This is a genomic window from Pseudovibrio exalbescens, from assembly GCF_028737195.1.
Taxonomy (GTDB): Bacteria; Pseudomonadota; Alphaproteobacteria; order Rhizobiales; family Stappiaceae; genus Pseudovibrio; species Pseudovibrio zosterae.
The window spans coordinates 199,353-217,125 of record NZ_JAQZAJ010000002.1 but is presented as its reverse complement, the minus strand read 5'-3'; the positions used below and the strand labels follow the sequence as shown (position 1 = coordinate 217,125).

General features: G+C 57.1%; 19 protein-coding genes. 7 read left to right on the top strand and 12 right to left on the bottom strand.

All coding sequences use genetic code 11. The features are described 5' to 3' along the window. Window positions 1–21 precede the first annotated feature (21 nt). Window positions 22–438, bottom strand: a complete 417-nt coding sequence (locus tag PUV47_RS06190) for a DUF1761 domain-containing protein (RefSeq protein ID WP_274217637.1) — start codon at window positions 436–438, stop codon at window positions 22–24. Between the two features lie 20 nt (window positions 439–458). Next, window positions 459–1,103 (bottom strand): glutathione S-transferase family protein, encoded by a 645-nt coding sequence (locus PUV47_RS06185; protein WP_274217636.1) that lies wholly within the window; start codon window positions 1,101–1,103, stop codon window positions 459–461. A 517-nt stretch (window positions 1,104–1,620) separates the two neighbouring features. Here PUV47_RS06185 and yiaY point away from each other — a divergent pair. Then, window positions 1,621–2,769, top strand: a complete 1,149-nt coding sequence (gene yiaY / locus PUV47_RS06180; RefSeq protein WP_274217635.1) for an L-threonine dehydrogenase — start codon at window positions 1,621–1,623, stop codon at window positions 2,767–2,769. A gap of 85 nt (window positions 2,770–2,854) precedes the next feature. Here yiaY and PUV47_RS06175 read toward each other — a convergent pair whose 3' ends face one another. Next, window positions 2,855–3,274 carry a lysozyme inhibitor LprI family protein gene (locus PUV47_RS06175; RefSeq protein ID WP_274217634.1) on the bottom strand — a complete coding sequence of 140 codons (420 nt, stop codon included), beginning with the start codon at window positions 3,272–3,274 and terminating at the stop codon, window positions 2,855–2,857. Window positions 3,275–3,600: 326 nt separating this feature from the next. On the opposite strand from PUV47_RS06175, the gene PUV47_RS06170 reads away from it, so the two are divergent. Both PUV47_RS06170 and PUV47_RS06165 read left to right on the top strand, forming a co-directional pair. Then, a complete protein-coding gene (locus PUV47_RS06170) occupies window positions 3,601–5,040 on the top strand; it encodes a D-alanyl-D-alanine carboxypeptidase family protein (protein WP_274217633.1) in 1,440 nt (479 codons plus the stop codon). 32 nt (window positions 5,041–5,072) lie between these two features. After that, the gene (locus PUV47_RS06165) at window positions 5,073–6,314 is read left to right on the top strand and encodes a CobW family GTP-binding protein (protein ID WP_274217632.1); all 1,242 of its coding nucleotides are present in this window, start codon (window positions 5,073–5,075) and stop codon (window positions 6,312–6,314) included. A gap of 69 nt (window positions 6,315–6,383) precedes the next feature. On the opposite strand, the gene PUV47_RS06160 is transcribed toward PUV47_RS06165, so the two are convergent. From PUV47_RS06160 to PUV47_RS06125, 8 genes are all read right to left on the bottom strand, one after another. Then, window positions 6,384–7,265, bottom strand: a complete 882-nt coding sequence (locus PUV47_RS06160; protein WP_274217631.1) for a 3-hydroxybutyryl-CoA dehydrogenase — start codon at window positions 7,263–7,265, stop codon at window positions 6,384–6,386. A 144-nt stretch (window positions 7,266–7,409) separates the two neighbouring features. Continuing rightward, a complete protein-coding gene (locus PUV47_RS06155) occupies window positions 7,410–8,339 on the bottom strand; it encodes an electron transfer flavoprotein subunit alpha/FixB family protein (protein WP_274217630.1) in 930 nt (309 codons plus the stop codon). Window positions 8,340–8,364: 25 nt separating this feature from the next. Beyond that, on the bottom strand, window positions 8,365–9,114 hold the full coding sequence (locus PUV47_RS06150; RefSeq protein ID WP_274217629.1) for an electron transfer flavoprotein subunit beta/FixA family protein: 750 nt from the start codon (window positions 9,112–9,114) through the stop codon (window positions 8,365–8,367). Window positions 9,115–9,421: 307 nt separating this feature from the next. Further along, window positions 9,422–9,997, bottom strand: a complete 576-nt coding sequence (locus PUV47_RS06145) for a cob(I)yrinic acid a,c-diamide adenosyltransferase (protein ID WP_274217628.1) — start codon at window positions 9,995–9,997, stop codon at window positions 9,422–9,424. A 47-nt stretch (window positions 9,998–10,044) separates the two neighbouring features. Then, window positions 10,045–10,236, bottom strand: coding sequence for a twin transmembrane helix small protein (locus PUV47_RS06140; protein ID WP_274217627.1), 192 nt, complete (start codon window positions 10,234–10,236; stop codon window positions 10,045–10,047). Between the two features lie 30 nt (window positions 10,237–10,266). Continuing rightward, window positions 10,267–10,788, bottom strand: a complete 522-nt coding sequence (locus PUV47_RS06135) for a TspO/MBR family protein (RefSeq protein WP_274217626.1) — start codon at window positions 10,786–10,788, stop codon at window positions 10,267–10,269. 26 nt (window positions 10,789–10,814) lie between these two features. Next, on the bottom strand, window positions 10,815–11,678 hold the full coding sequence (locus PUV47_RS06130; RefSeq protein ID WP_274217625.1) for an SDR family oxidoreductase: 864 nt from the start codon (window positions 11,676–11,678) through the stop codon (window positions 10,815–10,817). A 40-nt stretch (window positions 11,679–11,718) separates the two neighbouring features. Next, window positions 11,719–12,930, bottom strand: a complete 1,212-nt coding sequence (locus PUV47_RS06125; protein WP_425313747.1) for a ubiquinone biosynthesis hydroxylase — start codon at window positions 12,928–12,930, stop codon at window positions 11,719–11,721. A gap of 143 nt (window positions 12,931–13,073) precedes the next feature. On the opposite strand from PUV47_RS06125, the gene tesB reads away from it, so the two are divergent. Next, window positions 13,074–13,949: an acyl-CoA thioesterase II gene (tesB, locus tag PUV47_RS06120; protein ID WP_274217623.1), complete on the top strand. Its 876-nt coding sequence runs from the start codon at window positions 13,074–13,076 to the stop codon at window positions 13,947–13,949. Window positions 13,950–13,985: 36 nt separating this feature from the next. On the opposite strand, the gene tlpA is transcribed toward tesB, so the two are convergent. Continuing rightward, window positions 13,986–14,645 (bottom strand): thiol:disulfide interchange protein TlpA, encoded by a 660-nt coding sequence (tlpA, locus tag PUV47_RS06115; protein WP_274217622.1) that lies wholly within the window; start codon window positions 14,643–14,645, stop codon window positions 13,986–13,988. 30 nt (window positions 14,646–14,675) lie between these two features. On the opposite strand from tlpA, the gene argH reads away from it, so the two are divergent. The 3 genes from argH to lysA all read left to right on the top strand — a co-directional run bounded on the left by argH (window position 14,676) and on the right by lysA (window position 17,768). Next, entirely contained in the window at window positions 14,676–16,073 is a 1,398-nt protein-coding gene (argH, locus tag PUV47_RS06110) for an argininosuccinate lyase (protein WP_274217621.1), read from the top strand. A 144-nt stretch (window positions 16,074–16,217) separates the two neighbouring features. Then, a complete protein-coding gene (locus PUV47_RS06105; RefSeq protein WP_274217620.1) occupies window positions 16,218–16,445 on the top strand; it encodes a lipoprotein in 228 nt (75 codons plus the stop codon). A 51-nt stretch (window positions 16,446–16,496) separates the two neighbouring features. Continuing rightward, window positions 16,497–17,768, top strand: a complete 1,272-nt coding sequence (gene lysA / locus PUV47_RS06100; RefSeq protein WP_274217619.1) for a diaminopimelate decarboxylase — start codon at window positions 16,497–16,499, stop codon at window positions 17,766–17,768. Window positions 17,769–17,773: the final 5 nt, after the last annotated feature.

Here is a 17,773-nt window from a genome sequence, read left to right as displayed (position 1 = left end):
TTTATTAATTGAGTAATTCCCTCAGGATTGCACCATGATTGATGCTGTGTAGCCGTATACCGCTCCTTGAATAAGTAAAACACCTAGCCAGTGACCTGAGTCGATTATGGTCAGCGCCCAGCTTGCGCTTTGGTAGCGGTGGTTGATGATGAGGCCGGTCAGCATGAAGCCGACCCAGATCATCGCGGCTGAAATCAAACCGTTGCCTAATGTGACTTCCGCCGTGTGGTAAATGACACCCGCCAGCACAAAAGCCATCACGAACTCGCAGAACAAGGTGAGGGCGAGTGTGGTGACCTTGGGCTTTGCTTGCTCGGGCGACAGGCGTGCTGCGGATACCCAGGCCCTTGACAGAAGGCCATAGTAGGCCGCCCCAAAAGCAAAAGAGGCCAGCGCGGCGTAGGCAACAGCTGGCAGATAGACGCCATCGAACATCATGGGCTCATCCTCCAAGGGGCTTACTGTGCAAGTGACAGGCCGCGTTTGATTGCTGATTGATAGGCGGGGCGGGCGTGAAGGCGGTCAACATAGGCCTTGGCACTGCCTAGGGGCGCGGGGAACTTGAACTTCATGGCCCAATCCAGACAGTGGCCAATGAAGACATCGGCGAGTGAGAACTGGTCACCGCAGATCCATGTGTTGTCCGCTAGCAGGCTTTTCAGCCATGGCAGGGTCTGGGTTTCCCATTCCATCAGGCAAGTCTTTTTGGCGGCGGGAACGCGCAGTTCCTTGGGAAGGGCAAAAGAGTGTTTGGCTGCGGCCCAAAGGATGCCATCCATTTCCGTGTTGGCAAAGGCAAGAGCGGCATCCAGCTTTGCGCGCTCCAAGGTGGCAACGGGAAACGTGAGGGCTTCGTGCTTGTCGCAGAGGTATTGGCAGATGGCCGTGGAGTCTGTGATTACCTGGCCATCGTCCACCAGAACAGGCACCTTGCCAGTGGGGTTGAGTGACCTGACAAGATCTGAGCGCGGCTTTTCCGGTTCGATTTCATAGGGCGCTGCGATTTCTTCCAGAACCCACATGACCCTGAAGGTGCGGGTGAATGGTGCTCCGATGACGCGATACATGGTGCCTGATCCCTCGGAAAAGTTGTCCTTGTTCAACGATACCCTCAAGCGCTGCATAAGGCCATGTACTTATTGATCCAGATCAGAAAACCGGCCTCAAACTTAGAAAAATTCTTGTTTTCAAATTGCTTTAGCCAGCCAGTCTATCTTGGTTTCCGTCGCGGACTTTACTATCTTGGGGCGGTTCTTTATTGCCAACATCCTTTTATTGGATTTGGATTTAGATAAATTATGAAATAATCGATAGAGCTAGGGTAAGTTCTTGCGCTTGACGATTTCAGTCTCATTGAGCAATATTAGCGATAATTGAAATAAGAATGATTGAATTTTTTGCATTGTATACCGGTTAATACTATAACCCTTACTTACGGCGTAGGGAAAATACTAGATTTGCTCTAGATCAATTGTATCGATTTAGCCTGTGCTACCGTCACTCTCGAACGACTTAACAGGCAGGCCCCATGGCCCTTCATGATCTCAATGGGTTGAGATGTGTTGAGGCCATATGGGAGCGTTAAGCAGGGCCTGCGCATTGCTGATTGGGAGATGCACGATGACCAGCACGTTCTTTATTCCTAGTGTCAACATGATGGGCGCAGGCTGCCTGAAAGACGCGGTTGCCGAAGTTCAGGCGCGCGGCTTCAAAAAGGGTTTGATTGTCTGCGGTAAGGTCCTCAGCAAACTGGGCGTTGTTCAGTCTGTTGCAGAACTGTTTGGCGAGCACGGCCTTTCTACTGTCATTTATGATGGATCTCAGCCAAACCCAACCATCGGCAACGTGGAAGGCGGCGTGAAGCTGGTCAAGGAAGAGGGCTGCGACTTTGTGGTTGCGCTGGGCGGCGGCTCCCCAATCGACTGCGCAAAGGGCATTGCTCTGGTTGCGACAAACGGCGGGGGCATTGCGGACTATGAAGGCGTCGACAAGTCCTCCCTGCCTCAGTTGCCACTGATTGCCATCAACACAACGGCTGGTACCGCTTCTGAAATGACCCGCTTCTGCATCATCACCGATGAAGTGCGTCACATCAAAATGGCGATTGTAGACAAGAACACCACGCCGCTGATCTCTGTGAACGATCCTGAACTGATGGTTGGCAAGCCAGCCTCGTTGACCGCTGCGACCGGTATGGATGCGCTGACCCACGCCATTGAAGCTTATGTTTCTGTGGCAGCAACACCGATTACCGATGCATGTGCGCTGAAGGGCATTGAGCTGATCCAGCTTTACCTGCGCAAGGCCGTTGAAAACGGCAAGGACATCGAAGCACGTGAGCAGATGGCCTATGCGCAGTTCCTTGCGGGCATGGCATTCAACAACGCTTCTTTGGGCTACGTGCACGCCATGGCGCACCAGCTGGGCGGCTTCTATGACCTGCCACACGGCGTGTGTAACGCAATCCTGCTGCCTCACGTCGAGCGCTACAATGCCCAGGTCTGTCCTGAGCGTCTGCGCGACGTTGCCAAGGCGATGGGTGTTGATGTTGCTGGCATGAGCGCTGAAGAAGGCGCTGAGGCTGCGCTTGTGGCGATCCAGCAGCTGTCGAAGGACATTGGCATTCCGGCTGGTTTGACGGAGCTGGGCGTGAAGGAAGAAGACTTCCCGACACTGACCGAAAACGCTTTGAAGGATGCATGCGGCCTGACCAACCCGAAGCAGGCCACACCTGAAGAGATCACGGCAATCTACAAGGCTGCCATGTAAGGACTTTCAGGAAGGCCATTTCTGAATCCCTTGAAGCGCTGCGGGCCACACACCCGTGGCGCTTTTTGTTGTGTGGGGCGCGAAGCTATTGCGAGGACGCCTCGAACGCGGCGCCTTTTTCTCCAAGGCGCTTGAGCTGATCCGTGCGCGCCTGTGTTGTTTTGGTCAGGCACAGCGCCACTTGCGTCGCCTTGGCCTCATTCAGGTTGGCAACAATATCGCAGGTGCCGTTTCGATAGGCGACCCAATCAGACTGGTTGTTTTGCAGGCGCTGTAGGGCAAGGGCCTTGCGGTCGTCGGGAACGGAGGCGCTGCGAATTGTGGCTTCTACGGCGTTGTAGGCGTTGAGCATGTCCACGGCGGCCTTGCGGTAATCCTCATTGGCGCAGATGTGGCGCTGGGCCGCATTAAGAGTTGCCTCGCAATCGGGTTGTTCCTGAGCGCTGGCGCAAAATGCCGAGAGCGTCAGTGCCAAAGCCAGTAAGGGCGCAGCTGAGGTCTTCATCTGGGGCTTCCCTCTGTTGTTTTTCAGTGGTTGTAGCGTATTTCCCCTAATGCAACCTAACCGAAACAATTTTCCGCTAAGACTTGAAGGCCCAATTGATTTGATTGTTAGGGAATGCTGAACGCGGCGCGGCGTTCAGATCGCGTGCTCCCTTGAAATATCCTAGTGGATACCGGGGTTTTTGCCGTGCTTGACCCATATTCCTCCGAATTGAGCGGATATGGCCCCGGAAGTATTGGGAATATGCGTAGGCTCACGTTAGGGTGTGCCCTGATTTGCTCGCAGAAGAAATGCGGCCTCAGGGTGCTGAAAGGGTGGTTTCTGAAATGGTTCATGCCAGTTGGCACAAGTCGTTGCTCGAACTGAGACAGCTTCTGGGAACACTCGTGGTGTTGCTGTTTGTGCTGGCGCTGCCGCACAAGGCGCGCGCCGACGTGGCCTCCTGGATTGTGGTGGACGCGCAAAATGGCAGCGTTCTTGAGCAGTATCAGTCGACGCGGCAGTGGTATCCGGCTTCGCTGACCAAGATGATGACCGCTTACATTCTGTTTCGGATGATTGAGGGCGGGCAAATGACGCTCGAAAGCCCGATCACCATCTCCGAAAACGCCCACAAACTGCCCCCGAGCAAAATGGGTTTCAAACCGGGCACGCAAGTGACGGCCCACAACGCCCTCATGATGATCATGGTGAAGTCCGCCAATGACGTGGCGATGGCGATTGGCGAGAGTGTGGCTGGGTCTGAAGCCGCGTTTGTAAAGCTGATGAACCAGGAAGCGCAGCGCCTTGGCATGTACCAGACCAACTTCGTCAACGCCCATGGCCTGCCTGATGACCGTCAGGTTTCTTCTGCACGGGACATGGCGATCCTCTCTCTGGCATTGTGGAACGACTTTCCGCAGTACCGCGCGTATCTCAACAAACCCGGCATTCGTTTTGGCAACGTGACCATGAAGTCTGGCATTCGCGAATATCTGCTGCGGGTGCCAGGGGCTTCCGGCATCAAGACCGGGTACATTTGCAACTCGGGCTACAACGTTTCGCTGGCGGCGACCCGCCGCGGACGGTCCGTGATTGCCGTGATCCTTGGTTCGGCCAGCGCCATGGAACGCTCGGCTTTTGCGCGGCAACTGATCGAGACCGGGTTTGACCGGCGACAGGGGCCGCATGTTTCTTCGCTGAACACCGCTGGAGCGCTGCCGCCGCCGGAGCCAAACTACTGCAAGCGCAACGAAAAGCCGGATGCGCAGCAGCTGGTTGACCGTTTTGGTGAAAAGCGGCAGGGCGCAGGCATGCTGGCCTATGCCAATACCGAGCAGCCCGCGCCTGAGGGCATCTCGGTCTACAAAAGCAACAACAAGATCGACTGGACGTTGGTTTACAATCAAATCCTCGGACCGCGCCTTCACACCTATGAGCCTTATCGTGTGGTGGCCGGGTTGCCGAAAAGCGCCGTGGCTGCAGCCTCGCCGCTGGGCGCGCAGGTGCCGTTGCCCAAGCCGAAGCCAATCATCAGCTCAGCGCCTGCCATCGCGCCAAGCAATATCCCAATCCCGCCGCGCAAGCAGAGCTACCTGTCGCATCCGCAGCCGTTCCAACCGGTGGCTGGCAATGCGCGCAGTGCATCCCTGTTGTTTTCCAATGAGTTGAAGGGTGCAGTGCAACTGGTAGATCGGGATGCGGCGTCCGCACCGCTCGATAGTGGTTTCTTCGGCGCGCCGGGCGGCTTATACAAGTCTCAGAGCACTCAGACCCAAATCAACTAGGCCGCCGCATTTTCGGGCGGACGTAGGACCTTATGGCAGAAGAACAAGGGCGGCGGCGTCCGCCAGAACCGATACCGCTTACCGTCATCACCGGCTTTCTTGGATCAGGCAAGACCACGCTGCTGAACCGCGTTCTGAAAGAACCGGCCCTTGAGGATACGGCGGTCGTCATCAACGAGTTTGGCGAGATCAGCCTCGACCACTTGCTGGTCGAGAATATTGAAGATGGCATTATCGAGCTGTCTTCTGGCTGTTTGTGCTGCACCATTCGCGGTGACCTGATCAATACGCTGGAAGACCTTCTGCGCCGGATGGACAACGGCCGCATGAAAAAGGTGCGCCGGGTGATCATCGAGACCACGGGTCTTGCTGATCCGGCACCGGTGCTGCACAGCGTGATGCTGCATCCGTATCTGGTCATGCGCTATCGTCTTGATGGGGTGGTAACGCTGGTGGATGCGGTGAACGGCAACAACACGTTGAGCGCCCACGAGGAAGCCATCAAGCAGGTGGCGGTGGCGGACCGGTTGGTGCTGACCAAAACGGATCTTCTTGATACGGACGCGCGCAAGGCGGATTTTGCCGCTTTGGAGCGCCGGTTGCACGAGCTTAATCCCGGTGCAGAGCGGCTTGATGCCCATGAAGGGGCTGCAACGGCGGCGGCCCTGATCAATTGCGGGCTCTATGACCCGGAAACGAAAATCGCAGATGTGGCGCGTTGGCTCAAGGAAGAAGCCTACCTTGAGGAACATGGGCACCATCACCACCACCACCACGATCATGACCACGGTCACGGCCATGGTGCGGCCCATGCGCATGACCACTCCCATGACCACTCCCATGACCATTCACATGATCACGGCGACCACCATCATGACGTGAACCGGCACAGTGACAGCGTGCGGGCGTTCACTCTGTCGTCGACAACCGCGATCTCCGAAAGCACACTGGAGATGTTTTTGGACCTGTTGCGCTCGGCCCACGGGCCGAACCTGTTGCGCGTGAAGGGCATTATCAAGCTGACAGAGACGCCAGAACAGCCGCTGGTGATCCATGGGGTGCAGCACGTGTTTCACCCGCCTGTAAAGCTTGACAAATGGCCCGATGGCGATCAGCGCACCCGTCTGGTTTTCATCACCAAAGATCTGTCTGAGGGCTTTGTGAAGCGCATGTTCGCCGCCTTTGCGGGGGAAGTGCAGTTGGATACGCCGGACCGTAAGGCACTGACGGACAACCCGCTTTCCATCTCCGGGTTTTCAGGCTCTTTCAAGTAAGAGAGCTTACAACGAGAAAAGCCCGCTCCAGCGAAGCGGGCTTTATCTTTTGTCTGTGTGTCCGAGCCCTTAGCGGGTTGGGACCGGCACTTCACCGCGGTAATCGTAGAAGCCGCGCTGGGTCTTGCGACCGAGCCAGCCAGCCTCGACATACTTCACGAGAAGCGGACATGGGCGATACTTGGAGTCTGCCAGACCCTCATAGAGCACCTGCATGATGGACAGGCACGTGTCCAGACCGATGAAATCTGCCAGCTGAAGCGGGCCCATCGGGTGGTTGGCCCCAAGGCGCATGGCGGTGTCGATGGCTTCCACGGAGCCAACACCTTCATAGAGCGTGTAAATGGCTTCGTTGATCATTGGCAGCAGAATGCGGTTTACCATGAAGGCTGGGAAGTCTTCGGAAACCGCGACGGTCTTGCCAAGGCGCTCGGTGTAAACGCGAGAGGCTTCAAAGGTTTCATCTTCCGTGGCGATGCCGCGCACCAGCTCCACCAGCTCCATGATCGGAACCGGGTTCATGAAGTGAATGCCGATGAATTTCTCAGGGCGATCCGTGGCTGAGGCCAAACGGGTAATGGAAATGGAGGAGGTGTTGGAGCCGAGAATGGCCTCTGGCTTGAGGACCGGGCACAGGGCCGCGTAGACCTTCCGCTTGACCTGCTCGTTCTCATTGACCGCTTCCACGACCAAATCACAATCAGCCAGGCTGTCGATGTTTACGGACGGCGTGATCAAGCCCATCGCGCGATTGCGATCATCCTCGTTGATTGTTCCCTTACCGATCTGCCGGGCAAGGTTGCCCTCAACAGCTTCGATGCCGGCATCAACCTGATCCTGGGATACGTCGTGCAGGACTACTTCGTAGCCAGCAAGGGCTGAGACATGAGCAATGCCGTTCCCCATCTGGCCTGCGCCGACAACCCCGACCTTTTTAATCTCTAGCACCATCGTACGATCCAAACGCTTTTGGTTTCACAGCTCTAGGAGCTGCCTTGACGTGTTTGCCCATTCATTACAAGAGTTACCCAAAACAGCAAGAACCCCGGAAGGAAAATTAACATTCCGGGGCTCGTCATTAGGTTGTAGACGGGCCTACAGCGATTTTTCAAGCTCTGGAAGAGCTTCAAACAGGTCTGCAACCAGACCGTAGTCCGCTACCTGGAAGATTGGAGCCTCTTCGTCCTTGTTGATTGCAACAATGACTTTGGAGTCCTTCATACCTGCCAAGTGCTGGATTGCACCGGAAATGCCCGCCGCAATGTAAAGCTCTGGCGCAACGACCTTACCGGTCTGACCCACCTGCCAGTCGTTGGGCGCATAACCCGCATCAACCGCAGCGCGGGACGCGCCGATTGCCGCGCCGAGCTTGTCAGCCACCGGGGTGATCACTTCGTTGAATTTCTCTTCGGAACCGAGGGCACGGCCGCCAGAGATGATCACACGGGCAGAAGCCAGTTCCGGACGGTCAGACTTGGCGATTTCCTCACCGACGAAATAAGAAATGCCGGTGTCTGATGCCGCTGCAATGCTCTCAACGGCTGCGGAACCACCTTCACCTGCTGCCGCGAAGGACGCGGTACGCACGGTGATGACTTTCTTCGGATCGGTAGACTGGACAGTCTGGATCGCGTTGCCTGCGTAGATCGGACGCTTGAAGGTGTCGGCAGAGTCTACGGCGATGATGTCGGAGATCTGCATGACATCCAGCTTTGCTGCAACGCGAGGCAGGATGTTCTTGCCGTTGGTTGTGGCAGGGGCCACGATTGCATCGTAGCTTCCGGCCAAAGACAGGATCAGCTCTGCCACTGGTTCGGCAAGCTGGTGCTCGTAAGCATCGCCTTCTGCAACCAGAACCTTGGCGGCGCCTTCCAGCTTGGCCGCTGCTTCACCGGCACCGGCACAGCCTTTGCCAGCTACGAGAATGTGCACATCACCGCCCAGTGCCAGCGCGGCTGTAAGCGCCTTGGCTGTTGCGTCGTTCAGTGCAGTGTTGGAATGCTCAGCCACAAGAAGCGTGGTCATCGTGTTCAACTCCTCTTGTTGGGCCTTAAAGAACGCCAGCTTCGTTTTTCAGCTTGTCGACCAGCTCAGCAACGCTTGCCACCTTGACGCCAGCCTGACGGCTTGCCGGTTCAGCGGTGTTGAGAACCTTGAGGCGCGGCGCAATGTCTACGCCGTAGTCCGCCGGGGACTTCTCGTCGATTGGCTTCTTCTTTGCCTTCATGATGTTTGGCAGAGAAGCGTAGCGCGGTTCATTCAGGCGCAGGTCCGTGGTGACGATTGCTGGCATGTTCAGCTTGACCGTCTGCAGACCGCCATCGATTTCACGGGTGACGTCCACGGTGCCTTCACCCAGATCAACCTTGGATGCAAAGGTACCTTGTGCCCAACCCAGCAGAGCTGCGAGCATCTGGCCGGTCTGGTTGGCGTCGTCATCGATTGCCTGCTTGCCGAGGATCACAAGACCCGGCTCTTCGGCTTCAACGATGCCTTTCAGGATCTTGGCAACAGCAAGCGGCTCGGTGGTTTCGTCGGTCTTCACGAGGATGCCGCGATCAGCGCCCATCGCCAGGCCGGTACGGATGGTTTCAGTTGCCTGCTGAGGGCCGATGGAGACAACAACGATTTCGGTTGCCTTGCCAGCCTCTTTCAGACGCAGAGCTTCTTCAACGGCGATCTCGTCAAATGGGTTCATGGACATCTTGACGTTTGCCAGTTCGACGCCAGACCCATCTGCTTTGACACGTACTTTCACGTTGTAGTCGACGACCCGTTTTACGGGCACGAGAATTTTCATTTTCCTTGAACCTCCACCAGAATTGCAATGGCATTGGCGCTGCAGCGATCTGGCTCGCGCTGGTGCAACAGCATCTTGATTTCAACCTACTGCGGAACCCGTTGTGCATTGCAGTTTGGGCTGACGGTAGCCAGCTCAATCAGTACTGTCAACGATGGCCTAGGGTAAATTTCGTGCGGGTTTCAACCAATGTCTAAGGGTTGAAAACCAGATCGCAGAAGTTTGATAGACCTTGGAATGACCTGTGAATACAGAACCTAGACCATCGTTTAACGTAAACGTAAGTTCGTTGACGCAGTTGGCTGGCTCAGCGGTTTTTACCGGCCACCCAGAGCACGTCCGTTTCCCCCTTGTCGTTGGCATAACGCGCTGCAACAAACATCAAGTCAGAAAGGCGGTTGAGGTACTGCAACGCTTCTGCATTGACCTGCTCCTTTTCCCGAAGCGCGGCCACGAGGCGTTCGGCGCGTCGGGACACGGTGCGCGCCTGATGCAGGTAGGCGGAAAGGGCTGAGCCGCCCGGCAGCACGAAAGAGCGCAGCGGTGAAAGCTCGCTGTTGAGCTGATCAATGGTGATCTCGAGAAACTCGACTTGCTTGGCAGTGATGCGCAGCGGCTCATAGCCGAGGTCTTCATCTGTGTGCGGTGTGGCAAGGTCCGCGCCAAGATCGAACAGATCGTTCTGAATGTGGGCCAGTGCCTCATCGAGAGCTGGCATGGCATCAGCCGCATGAAGGCGGGCCAGACCGATGACGGAATTGGTTTCATCAACGGTGCCGTAGGCTTCGACACGCAAGTCATGTTTTGCCCGGCGCTCACCTGAGCCGAGGGCAGTGGTGCCGTCATCGCCCGTTTTCGTGTAGATCTTATTCAGTACGACCATCAAGTCCCCCGACCATGCTTGTGTTGTTCTGTTTGGTGATTGGCAGCTTAGCCACGCATGAAATAGATGCTGGCCATGATGAGAATGATTGCTGCGAATTGCAGGATGACGCGCCAGCGCATGAGCTGCTGGGAGCGGTTGGCGCTGCCACCGCGCATCATGTTCCATAGTCCCAGCACGAGCACCACTGCAACGGCTGCCACGGCAACCGGGACCATGGTATTGACCACTCCGCCCATGACCTGTTCCTTTCCCTGGACTTCAAGCTGTTAATTCAGGCTTACGATCGCAGCGTTCAGGAGACCGGCAAAGCCTAGCCATAAAAGATAGGGCAGGAAGAGCCAGGCTGCCAATGGACGCCGAATGGCGAATATACGTAAAGTTACGATGCCTGTTAAGAGCAGGATACCAAGGATTCCAAGGGCAAGTAGGGGCGACTTTAGGCCAAAGAAGCTCAAGGACCACAGGCCGTTGAGAAGCATCTGAAACACAAAGAGCAACTGAAGGCGCAGCTTCTGGCCTTTGTTCGTCCCGGAGCGGTCAAACTCTATGGCGACCCAGATGGCAATGGCAATGAGCGCGTAAAGGGTGGTCCAGACCGGCGCAAACAGCCAGTTGGGCGGGCTGAAGAACGGTTTGGTGAGGCCTGCATACCACTCGGGAATGGCGGGCGCAGTGACCACGCCGCCGTAAAGGCCGGTGGCGTAACACAACAAGACCCAGCCAAGCAGGCGGCTCCAGACTACGCGGTTCTTGAGCTTGGCCTTGGTTTCATCAGAGAAACTGAACATGTGCCTTACGCCTCCTGTTGTTGGGCTTATTCCTCAGCATCTGCCGCACGGATCAGGAACCGGTCGAGCAAGCGGTTCGGCAGAATGCGGCGGAGAACTCCCATGAGATGGGTTGGCACAGTGACGAAGTAACGGGGCTTTGCCTTTTTGGCTTCAATGGCGTGGATCAGCCGATCCACCACCGCTTCTGGCCCCAGTTTGAAACGGGTGGCTCCGCCGCTCTTCAAATGATTGAGGCGGCGATGGTAGGCCGCCTTGAACGGGGAGCGTTCGATCACCGCTTCACCCAACTCGCGGTGGAACATGGCCATGGCGTTTTCGTTGAACTTGCTCTCGATGGGACCCGGCTCAATGAGGCTGACCTGAATGCCCGAGCCATCCAGTTCCATGCGAAGGGTGTCGGTGAGCCCTTCCAGCGCGTATTTCGTGGCGTTGTATGCGCCGCGATACTTCATGGCGATCAGCCCAAGCACTGAGGAACACTGAACAATACGGCCGTGGCCTTGCTGACGCATGACGGGCAGGACGCGGCAGGTGAGATCGTGCCAGCCGAAGAAGTTGGCTTCGAACTGGTCGCGAAAGGCCTGAACAGGCAGATCTTCAACGGCACCGGGGAGAGCGTAGGCTCCGTTGTTGAACAGGGCATCCAAACGTCCGCCGGTTTGCGCCAGCACCGCTTCTACTGCCGCTGCGATGGTCTCCGGCTTTTGGTAATTAAGCAGGAAGGCGTTGAACCCTTCCGCCCGCAAGCGGTCCACGTCCTTTTGCTGGCGGCAGGTGGGATAAACGTCCCAGCCGCGCTCTTTCAAGATCTTGGCAGCGGCATAGCCAATGCCCGTTGAGCAGCCTGTTATGAGGATGCTGCGCCCGGAAACGGTCGGTGCTGACACGAGTTTGCCCCTACGTGGTCGCGAAATAATGAGAAGTGGCTCAGATCGGGTTGCCGATCAGCAGCTTTGGTGTGGTGCCGGTGGTGCCAGCGGCTTCGCCAATGAACATCTTTTTCATGAATGGCATGCGCTCTACCAAGCCCAGACCAAGGTCGCGCACACCGCGCACCACATCCAGATCGTTGGAGAACAGGCGGTTCAGCAAATCGGTTGTGACACCCATGCGGTAGGTGTCGAACCGGCGCCAGGTCTGATAGCGCTCCAGAATGTGGGCTGCGCCAATGTCGAGGCCAAGGCGGTGGGCATCAACCAACACTTCGGCGAGCGCAGCCACATCCTTGAAGCCGTAGTTGAGGCCCTGACCGGCGATCGGGTGAATGCCGTGGGCGGCGTCACCGGCGAGCACGAAACGGTTGGCGATGAAGGAGCGGGCGAGCGTCAGGCTGAGCGGGAAGGCGGCGCGCGGTCCATCAAGGCGCAGCTCGCCAAGGTGGCGGCCAAAGCGGCGCTCCAGCTCGATTTCGAAGGTGAACTCGTCGCCTTTCACGAGGCGCTCGGCTTCCAGCGTCTTTTCCGTCCAGACGATGGAGGAGCGGTTGCCGGTGAGCGGCAGGATGGCGAATGGGCCCGAGGGCAGGAAGTGCTCTTCGGCGCGGCCGTTATGCGGGCGCTCGTGGGCAACTGTTGTGACAATGCCGGACTGTTTGTAATCCCAGCGGTTGACGGCAATTCCGGCAAGACCGCGCAGCTTGGACTTTACGCCATCGGCGGCCACGAGCAGCCGGGAATAAAGCATTTCGCCGGAGCGCAGGCGGATGGTGACAGAAGCCGCGTCGGTGGAGAAGTCGTCGATGCTCTCTGGTGCGATGATGGTAACACCCTCGCGGACCGCCTCATCATATAGCGCACCAACCATGCGGTTGTTTGGGACCATGTGCGCGAACGGTTCGCCTTCCTCAACTTCACCGTCGAATGTGAGGTATACCGGGCGCACGCTGTCATGAAGCTTGCTGTCCGTTACGATCATGTCGTTGATGGGCTGGGCCTCGGGCTCAAGCTTGTGCCAGACGCCGAGCTGATCCAGCATGCGGGTCGCTGCAGCGGCGATGGCTGAGGCGCGCGGATCATTCTCGATGGCTGAGCGGGGGCGCAGGTCGACCAGAGCGACCTTCATGGAAGGCTCGGACTGCTTCAACGCCAGTGCCAATGACAGACCCACATAACCGCCGCCTCCGATGACCACGTCTAGCATTTCATCAGCAGCGGACATATTTTCTTCACTCATCGGTTTACCTGTGCGTTGTGGGCTGCGCTGTTGGTCCCATTGACTTAAGCTCCACGACCCTGCGTAGTCGTAGGCAACACTTAGTACATATCTGAAGTAGGAATGTCGTTATGACAAGCGCTGTTACAGCTCTTTTGGACATACTTGATCTTGAACCGCTCGAACACAATCTGTTTCGCGGACGCAGTCCACAAGCTGGATGGCAGCGTGTTTTCGGTGGTCAGGTGATCGGTCAAGCCCTTGTGGCGGCTTCGCGAACGGTGGAGGACAGCCGGTCCGTCCATTCGTTGCACGGCTATTTTCTGCGCCCTGGTGATCCTCAGGTGCCGATCATCTATGAGGTGGATCGCATTCGCGACGGCGGCAGCTTTACCACGCGCCGGGTGGTGGCAATCCAGCATGGCAAGGCGATTTTCTCCATGTCAGCCTCGTTCCAGGTGCATGAAGAAGGCATCGAGCACCAGATCGACATGCCGGATGTGCCCAAGCCCGAAGATCTGATCAGCGAGAAAGAGCTGAAGGAGAAGTTCATTGACCACGCGCCCGAGGCGGTGAAGCGCTACTGGCGCCGAGAACGTCCGATTGAGCTGCGTCCGGTGGACTACACCCACTTCCTGAGCAGCAAGAAGTTGCCGCCCTACCAGCATGTGTGGGTGCGGGCGACGGCGCCGCTGCCAGATGATCCGCGCTTGCACCAGTGTGTTCTGGCCTATGCCTCGGACATGACGCTTCTGGATACGGCGCTTTATCCGCATGGCCGTTCCGTGTTTGACAGCAGCCTGCAGGTGGCAAGCCTCGACCACGCCATGTGGTTCCACCGTCCGTTCCGTGCGGACGAATGGTTGCTCTACACGCAGGACAGCCCAACCACCACGGGCGCGCGCGGCTTCAACCGCGGCAGCCTTTATACCCGCGATGGGGTGCTGGTTGCGTCCACCGCGCAGGAAGGTCTGACCCGATTGCGGGACGATGCGAAGGAAAAATGAGGGTTATTTCGATATCGAAATGACCGAGGCTCAGAGTCAGCTCTGAGCCTCAATGGCGCGATTGACCAGTTTCAGTGCCTCCGGTGCAGCCCAATCTGCCGGACCATACATGGTGCCGATCTCACAGCCGTCCTCACCAACCATGATGGTGGTTGGCAAGCCCAGTGCGCGGGCCTTGGCCCGTAGGTCGTTGAACACCTTCATGCTGTTGTCAGAGTAGTAGGCGAGGTGACTGACACCGACTTCCTCAAGGAAGGCGAGTTGTTTGTCGCTGGTGTCGTTGCGGTCAACGTTGACCGCGATGACGTTGAACACGTCGCCGCCCATCTCAGCCTGCAGCTTGTCCAGATGCGGCATTTCCTTTCGGCACGGGGCACACCATGTGGCCCAGATGTTCAGGAGCTTGGTTCCTTCAATGTCTGCGAGGGAAATCGGGGTGCCGTCCGCAGTCTTGAAGGTGAGATCGCTTACCGAGAGAGGGTTTTGAGCTGGCAAAAAGGCTGCAACTTCACCGGTCGCGAGCGGTTTCAGCTGGGAGGCAGCCGTCATGGAAGACTGACAGACATTGGCAGTGGCGCTGCCCGCGATTTGCGTTTGATAGAGGTAGATCCCGCCCAGACCGACAATTAATCCGGCCAAACCTGCGACAAGGGCTTTTCGAAGTCCAAAGTTTCCGGTAGTGGTCGAACTCTTCATATCAATTCCCAAAGATTAAGAGGGCGTTACATGAGCAACCGCATGTGGGGCGGTCGGTTTGCCGAGGGACCCGACGCAATCATGGAAGAAATCAACGCTTCTATCGATTTCGACCAAAAGCTGTACAAACAGGATATCGCTGGGTCTCAGGCGCATGTACGCATGTTGGCAGAGCAAGGTATCGTTTCAAGCGATGATGCCGAAAAGATTGTCAACGGTCTAAACACAATCTTGTCAGAGATTGAGGCAGGAACCTTCAAATTTTCGCGTGCGCTGGAAGACATCCACATGAACATTGAGGCGCGCCTTGCAGAGCTGATTGGTCCAGCCGCTGGCCGCCTGCACACTGCGCGCTCCCGTAACGACCAGGTGGCAACGGATTTCCGCTTGTGGGTACGGGACACGTTGGATGATCTGGAAGCGCAGCTTACGGAACTGATTCAGACGCTTGCCGAGAAGGCGGAGCTGCATGCGGGCGATGTGATGCCAGGCTTTACGCACCTGCAGTCTGCGCAGCCGGTGACCTTTGGCCACCACATGATGGCGTATGTTGAAATGTTTGCCCGTGACCGGTCCCGTGTCCGCGACGCGCGCGAGCGCATGAACGAAAGCCCGCTGGGCAGCGCCGCCCTTGCGGGTACATCCTTCCCGATTGACCGTGAGATGACCGCCAAGGCGCTGGGCTTTGACCGCCCAACCGCCAACTCTCTGGATGGTGTGTCAGACCGTGACTTCGTGCTGGAAGCGCTGGCAGATGCCTCTATTTGCGCCATGCATTTGTCTCGTCTGGCGGAAGAGATCGTGATCTGGTGTTCTGCGCAGTTCAATTTCATCAAGCTTTCCGACAAGTTCTCTACCGGCTCTTCCATCATGCCGCAAAAGAAGAACCCGGATGCCGCCGAACTGGTGCGTGCCAAGACCGGCCGTATTTACGGGGCTTTGAATGCGCTTCTGGTGATGATGAAGGGCCTGCCGCTGACCTATTCCAAGGACATGCAGGAAGACAAGGAGCAGGCGTTTGACGCACTGCCGAACCTTTCTCTGGCGCTGGCTGCCATGACTGGCATGGTGCGCGACATGGAACCAAACACCAAGGTGATGAAGAAGGCTGCGGGGTCTGGCTACTCCACCGCAACCGATCTGGCGGACTGGTGCGTGCGCGTTTTGGGCATGCCGTTCCGCGATGCACACCATGTGACCGGTGCATTGGTTGCCAAGGCGGTTGAGAAAAATGTGGAGTTGCATAAGCTCACACTGGAAGAGATGCAGAGCGTGGAGCCAAACATCACGGATGATGTGTACAGTGTCCTGTCTGTCGACAAGTCCGTGCGCAGCCGCGTCAGCTATGGGGGCACCAGTCCGGTGAACGTGCGCAAACAAGCGCGCCGGTGGCTGAAGCAGTTGGAACGTGAGGCGAAACGGTCCTGAATCTTTACAGAAACTGGACCCTTGATGTTCGCCAAAAAGCGATGCATGGAATAACCAGTTGGCCCGGAGAAATTCAGGGGTCAGCGTCCGGCAGGCGAACACGGTTTAATGATGGGATAGCCATCAACTGGAGTTATGAAGAGAATGAGCAGTCAATTCTCGAAGGTCGCGCCGAAACTGGTCACTGTTGCTGTGGTGGCTGGTCTTGCCATGAGCGTGGCAGCTTGCGGGCGTAAAGGAAGTCTTGAGCCGGTTCGTGCGGAAGCGCCGCAGACGCAGGATCAGGCCGTGGTTTCCAAAACACCGGAGGCCCCTGAGGTCAAGGAACAGAAGTCCTTTTTTCTGGATCCGCTGATCGACCCGGGCCTCTAGTCGCTTTTCGGCCTATCAAGTGAGGGGATAGGCCATCTAGAGGATCTGGCAGTGCATCACTTCACTTACAAGAACGGCGCGTTGTTCGCCGAAGGTGTGTCTGTTCCCGAAATCGCCGAGAGCGTGGGAACTCCATTCTATTGTTATTCACGCGCGACGCTTGAACGCCATTTTGGTGTTTTCAAGGAAGCCTTTGCCAGCGTGGATCATCTTGTCTGTTATGCACTGAAAGCGAACTCCAACCTTGCCGTGTTGAAAGTGCTCGCCAATCTGGGTGCGGGCATGGACGTGGTCTCTGAAGGCGAGCTGCGCCGTGCGCTGACCGCGGGTGTGGCCCCTGAAAAGATCGTTTTCTCCGGTGTGGGCAAGACCCGCGCGGAAATGCGATTTGCGCTTGAGGCAGGTATCCTGTGCTTCAATGTGGAGTCCGAGCCGGAACTGAAGCGGCTTTCACAGGTCGCCAGCGATATGGGCAAGGTGGCACCGGTATCCTTGCGCATCAACCCGGACGTTGATGCAAAGACCCACGCCAAGATCTCCACCGGCAAGGCGGAAAACAAGTTCGGCATTCCGTGGCAGCGCGCCCGGGAAGTCTATGGACACGCCGCTGCACTGCCAGGCCTCAAGGTGACCGGCATCGACATGCATATCGGGTCGCAGATCACCACACTGGAACCGTTTGACAGCGCATTCTCTCGCCTTGGTGAGCTGATTGAAACGCTGAAGGCAGATGGCCACGAGATTGAGCACGTGGACGTGGGCGGCGGCCTTGGTATCCCTTATTCTGATGAGATGCACGCCCCTGATCCCCTTGCCTATGCTGAAGTGGTGCGCAAGCACGTCGAAAAACTCGGTTGCAAGGTGATCTTCGAGCCGGGCCGCATGATTGCGGGCAACGCGGGCATTCTGGTGACAGAGACGATCTACGTGAAAGAAGGCGAGGCAAAGAACTTCGTTATCGTGGATGCAGCCATGAATGATCTTATTCGGCCAACGCTTTACGAAGCGCATCACGATGTGGGTGCGGTGAGCGAAGCGCGCCAGAACGGTCCGACAATGAAGGCGGATGTGGTGGGACCGGTTTGCGAGACCGGCGATTACATCGCGCTTGATCGCGAGATGCCCAAGGTTGAGGAGGGCGACCTGATTGCGGTGTACTCCGCCGGGGCCTATGGCGCGACCCAATCTTCCACCTACAACACCCGTTTGTTGGTGCCAGAGGTCATGGTGGACGGCGACAAGTTTGCCGTGATCCGCAAGCGCCAAACCTATGAAGAGCTGTTGGCCCAAGACGTTATGCCGGAGTGGCTCACTGAAAACTGATAGGC

Excerpts from the sequence above, each read along its gene's own strand:
- PUV47_RS06190 (WP_274217637.1), bottom strand. The coding sequence starts at position 438 with ATGATGTTCGATGGCGTCTATCTGCCAGCTGTTGCCTACGCCGCGCTG.
- yiaY (WP_274217635.1), top strand. The coding sequence starts at position 1,621 with ATGACCAGCACGTTCTTTATTCCTAGTGTCAACATGATGGGCGCAGGC.
- PUV47_RS06175 (WP_274217634.1), bottom strand. The coding sequence starts at position 3,274 with ATGAAGACCTCAGCTGCGCCCTTACTGGCTTTGGCACTGACGCTCTCG.
- PUV47_RS06170 (WP_274217633.1), top strand. The coding sequence starts at position 3,601 with ATGGTTCATGCCAGTTGGCACAAGTCGTTGCTCGAACTGAGACAGCTT.
- PUV47_RS06165 (WP_274217632.1), top strand. The coding sequence starts at position 5,073 with ATGGCAGAAGAACAAGGGCGGCGGCGTCCGCCAGAACCGATACCGCTT.
- PUV47_RS06160 (WP_274217631.1), bottom strand. The coding sequence starts at position 7,265 with ATGGTGCTAGAGATTAAAAAGGTCGGGGTTGTCGGCGCAGGCCAGATG.
- PUV47_RS06155 (WP_274217630.1), bottom strand. The coding sequence starts at position 8,339 with ATGACCACGCTTCTTGTGGCTGAGCATTCCAACACTGCACTGAACGAC.
- PUV47_RS06150 (WP_274217629.1), bottom strand. The coding sequence starts at position 9,114 with ATGAAAATTCTCGTGCCCGTAAAACGGGTCGTCGACTACAACGTGAAA.
- PUV47_RS06145 (WP_274217628.1), bottom strand. The coding sequence starts at position 9,997 with ATGGTCGTACTGAATAAGATCTACACGAAAACGGGCGATGACGGCACC.
- PUV47_RS06140 (WP_274217627.1), bottom strand. The coding sequence starts at position 10,236 with ATGGGCGGAGTGGTCAATACCATGGTCCCGGTTGCCGTGGCAGCCGTT.
- PUV47_RS06135 (WP_274217626.1), bottom strand. The coding sequence starts at position 10,788 with ATGTTCAGTTTCTCTGATGAAACCAAGGCCAAGCTCAAGAACCGCGTA.
- PUV47_RS06125 (WP_425313747.1), bottom strand. The coding sequence starts at position 12,930 with ATGCTAGACGTGGTCATCGGAGGCGGCGGTTATGTGGGTCTGTCATTG.
- tesB (WP_274217623.1), top strand. The coding sequence starts at position 13,074 with ATGACAAGCGCTGTTACAGCTCTTTTGGACATACTTGATCTTGAACCG.
- tlpA (WP_274217622.1), bottom strand. The coding sequence starts at position 14,645 with ATGAAGAGTTCGACCACTACCGGAAACTTTGGACTTCGAAAAGCCCTT.
- argH (WP_274217621.1), top strand. The coding sequence starts at position 14,676 with ATGAGCAACCGCATGTGGGGCGGTCGGTTTGCCGAGGGACCCGACGCA.
- PUV47_RS06105 (WP_274217620.1), top strand. The coding sequence starts at position 16,218 with ATGAGCAGTCAATTCTCGAAGGTCGCGCCGAAACTGGTCACTGTTGCT.